The sequence below is a fragment of the Nocardiopsis sp. TNDT3 genome (genome assembly GCF_003427465.1).
GTDB lineage: Bacteria > Actinomycetota > Actinomycetes > Streptosporangiales > Streptosporangiaceae > Nocardiopsis > Nocardiopsis dassonvillei.
In genome coordinates, this window is record NZ_QPFC01000717.1 from 1 (window position 1) to 3,560 (window position 3,560).

The 3,560-nt window shown below is 73.1% G+C and carries 3 protein-coding genes and 1 pseudogene; 2 read left to right on the plus strand and 2 right to left on the minus strand.

Annotated elements, in window-relative coordinates:
* Both DQW06_RS17780 and DQW06_RS17785 read right to left on the minus strand, forming a co-directional pair.
* Positions 1-277 (minus strand): annotated as a pseudogene (locus DQW06_RS17780) (aminotransferase); the annotation flags it as partial.
* 89 nt (positions 278-366) lie between these two features.
* A complete protein-coding gene (locus tag DQW06_RS17785) occupies positions 367-900 on the minus strand; it encodes a MarR family winged helix-turn-helix transcriptional regulator (protein WP_013152900.1) in 534 nt (177 codons plus the stop codon).
* Positions 901-1,269: 369 nt separating this feature from the next.
* Here DQW06_RS17785 and DQW06_RS17790 point away from each other — a divergent pair, with 369 nt between their 5' ends.
* Both DQW06_RS17790 and DQW06_RS17795 read left to right on the plus strand, forming a co-directional pair.
* Positions 1,270-2,232: an MBL fold metallo-hydrolase gene (locus DQW06_RS17790; RefSeq protein WP_071622006.1), complete on the plus strand. Its 963-nt coding sequence runs from the start codon at positions 1,270-1,272 to the stop codon at positions 2,230-2,232.
* Positions 2,233-2,306: 74 nt separating this feature from the next.
* The coding region (locus DQW06_RS17795) for an FAD-dependent monooxygenase (protein WP_117198948.1) at positions 2,307-3,560 on the plus strand (1,254 nt) is incomplete at its 3' end.

The following is a 3,560-nucleotide window of genomic DNA, read 5'->3' on the forward strand; positions in this document are numbered from 1 at the left end:
CGGCGACCGTGCCCACGAACTGGGAGGCGTGGCTGCCGATGGCCACGTGGGAGGCGGGCACTCCGGTCAGGCGCGCGTAGGCGGAGCGGGCGCGCTCGATGCCCGCGTCTGCCCCACCCGGCTGGAACCGGCCCGCGGCCACGTCGCGGGTGTGCTGCTCCAGGGCCCGTAGCGCCCGCCGGGGCGTCAGGCCGTGCGTGGCGGTGTTGAGGTAGGTGTTCTCGGCAGCGAACTCCTGCTGCGCGGCCCGCAGGCGGGCCCGTCCGGCTTCGTCCATGCCCCCGATGCTCACAGCGCGGCGGGGACCGCTCAAGGTCCATTCCGGCCGGGAAAGGACTGCCTTTGGCGGCGGTGCCCCCGGCGGCCTCAGTTGCGGAACTTGGCCTTGGCCTCGGTGGAGCCCGCCATGAGCTTGTTGAGCAGGCGCACGAGTTCCCGGCGCTCGTCGGGTTCCAGCGCTTCGGCCCAGGCGCTCTCGCGCCGGTTGTGCGCCCGGAAGCCGCCGAGGATCGCCCGGTACCCGGCCTCGGTGAGGCTGAGCTGGAGGGCGCGCCGGTCGTGGGCGGCGCGCTCGCGCACGATGAGCCCGTCGCGTTCGAGGGTGTTGAGCAGCGCGGACAACGCGGCCCGGCTCATCCCCGAGATCTCGGCGGTGGTCTTGGCCTCCATGGGCCCGGCCAGCCACAGCGCGAAGATCACCCGGAACCCGGGCCAGGTGAGACCGCGCGGGCGGTGCACGGACGACTCCAGGTCGTAGACGACCATGCTCGTCGCCCGGTTGAGGGTCAGGACCATCCGCATGGCGTCGGCGTTCACGGAGGGCAGTTCCTGCTCGGCCTTCCGCACCGCGTAGTCCACGAAGGACCAGAAGGTGAGTTCGGGGGCGGTGTCGTGGGTCACGTCGGTCAGCCTAGTGCCTGATCTCCCGCCGGGACCGGTCGCGCCCGGCCCCGCGCGTCCGCGCCGTTCGGGAGCGCCCGCGCCCGGTCCGGCACACGGCGGGCGGCCCGGCGCACGCGTCGGCACCGGTCGCAGCCGTCGCGGAGCCGCCGTGCGGCTGCGTCCGCCCCGCCCGGGCCGCGCTCGCGAACCGCCAGGTGGGAGGTCTGCGGACACGTCCGCCCCCGTCGTATCATGTGATCTGTATCACTCAGTAGCGGGCTCCAGGCCTCTTGGTCCTGTGGCGTGGAGCACGTTATGGTCAGGATCATCAAACCTTTGATCAATTGGGCGGCGGCAGCCGTCCGGAGCGAGTGAAGGGCCCCGACCATGGCAGCCAAGCCGTTCGCCTCATCCGCCGACACCGAGGCCAAGGAGCAGACCCTGGAGGTCCTGGCCGACGGCGTCTACGCCCTCACCGCCGAGGGCGACCCGAACGTGGGCGCCATCGAGGGCGAGGACTTCCTCGTGGCCTTCGAGGCCCTGGCCACGCCCGCCGCCGCGGGGGAGTGGCTCGCCAAGCTGCGCGAGCACACCGACAAGCCGATCCGCTACCTGGTGCTCTCGCACTACCACGCGGTCCGCGTCCTGGGCGCCAGCGCCTTCGACGCCGAGATCATCCTGACCCACGAGAAGACCCGCGAACTCATCCGCGAGCGCGGCGAGGAGGACTGGGCCAGCGAGTTCGCCCGCATGCCGCGCCTGGCCAAGGACGCCGACTCCGTGCCCGGGCTGACCTGGCCCACCCAGACCTTCGCCGACCGCACCACCATCGACCTGGGCGGCGACCGCGGCGAGCTGGTCCTCCAGTACTTCGGCCGCGGCCACACCGAGGGCGACATCGTCGCCTGGCTGCCCAAGCAGAGGATCCTCTTCGCCGGTGACCTCGTCGAGGCCCAGGCCGCCCTCTACACCGGCGACGCCTTCCACCACGACTGGGCCGGGGCCACCCTGGACGGCGTCAAGGCCCTGGAGGCCGAGATGCTCGTCGGCGGACGCGGCGCGGTCAGCCGCGGCCGCGAGGAGGTCGACGCCGCCATCGAGCAGACCCGCGGCTTCCTCGACGTCATGATCCGCGAGGTCGGCGCCGTCCACGGACGCGGCGGCACCCTCAAGGAGGCCTTCGAGGCCACCCACGCCGCCCTCGTCGGCGACTACGGCCACTGGCCCATCTTCGAGCACTGCCTGCCCTTCGACGTCTCCCGCCTGTGGGACGAGTTCTCCGGCATCGAGCGCCCGGTCATCTGGACCGCCGAGCGCGACCGCGAGGTCTGGGACCAGCTCCAGGGCTGACCCGCCGCCCCGCCCACCGACTCCCGATCCCTTCCACGCCCGTACGGGGCGTCCACGCCGAACGGAGCCACCAGATGCGACCCCCCGCTCCACGCACCCCCGCGGACACCGCCGCCGATCCCGTCCTGGTGCTCGGCGCGGGCCCGGTCGGCCAGACCGCGGCCCTGCTGCTGGCCCGGCGGGGCGTCCCCGTACTGCTCATGGACGCACGGCCCGAACGCGACGCCGTCGGCTCCAAGGCCATCTGCCAGCAGCGCGACGTGCTCGACGTCTGGGACTGGCTGGGCGCCGGACGGGTCGCGGAGGAGGGGCTGACCTGGGACACCGCCCGCACCTTCTACCGCGACAGCGAGCTGTTCAGCGTCCGCCTCCCCGACCCGGGAGCCTCGCCCCTGCCGCCGTTCGTCAACATCTCCCAGTCCCGCACCGAACAGGTCCTCGACGAGCGCCTGGCCGCCGCCGGGGTGCGCACCCTGTGGAACCACCGGGTCACCGGCATCTCCCAGGACGCGCGCGGCGTCACCGTCGAGTGCCGCACGCCGGACGGCCCCGTCCGCCTGCGCGGCTCCCACGCCCTGTCCTGCCTCGGCGCCCACGGCGGGGTGGTCCGCGAGGCCCTGGGCCTGTCCTTCGACGGCACCACCTTCGACGACCGCTTCCTCATCTGCGACATCCGCGCCGACCTGGCCGGATGGGAGCGCGAACGCCGCTTCTACTTCGACCCCGAGTGGAACCCCGGCCGCCAGGTGCTCATCCACCCCTGCCCCGGCTCGGTGTACCGCATCGACTGGCAGGTGCCCTCCGACTTCGACCTCGACGCCGAGGAGGCCAGCGGCCGACTGGAGGCCCGCATCCGCCAGATCATCGGCGAGCGGCCCTACGAGATCGTCTGGCACTCGGTCTACCGGTTCCACACCCGTGTGGCCGAACGCATGCGCGCGGGCCGCGTCCTGCTGCTCGGCGACAACGCCCACCTGGTCGCCCCCTTCGGCGCACGCGGCCTCAACTCCGGGGTCCAGGACGCCGAGAACGCCGCCTGGAAGCTCGCCTACGTCCTGGCCGGATGGGCGGGCGAGGAACTCCTGGAGAGCTACCACGCCGAGCGCCACGCCGCCGCCCTGGAGAACGCCGACGTCACCAGCGCCACCATGCGCTTCCTCGTCCCCCAGGACGAGGAGGAGCACCGCACCCGCCTGGCCGTGCTCGAAGCGGCCCTCACCGAGGAGGCGGCCCGCGCCCGGGTCGACTCCGGACGCCTGGCCGAACCCTTCTGGTACACCGACTCGTCCCTGACCACCCCCTGCCCCGAACGGCCCTTCGGAGGCAGG

Excerpts from the sequence above, each read along its gene's own strand:
- DQW06_RS17790 (WP_071622006.1), top strand. The coding sequence starts at position 1,270 with ATGGCAGCCAAGCCGTTCGCCTCATCCGCCGACACCGAGGCCAAGGAG.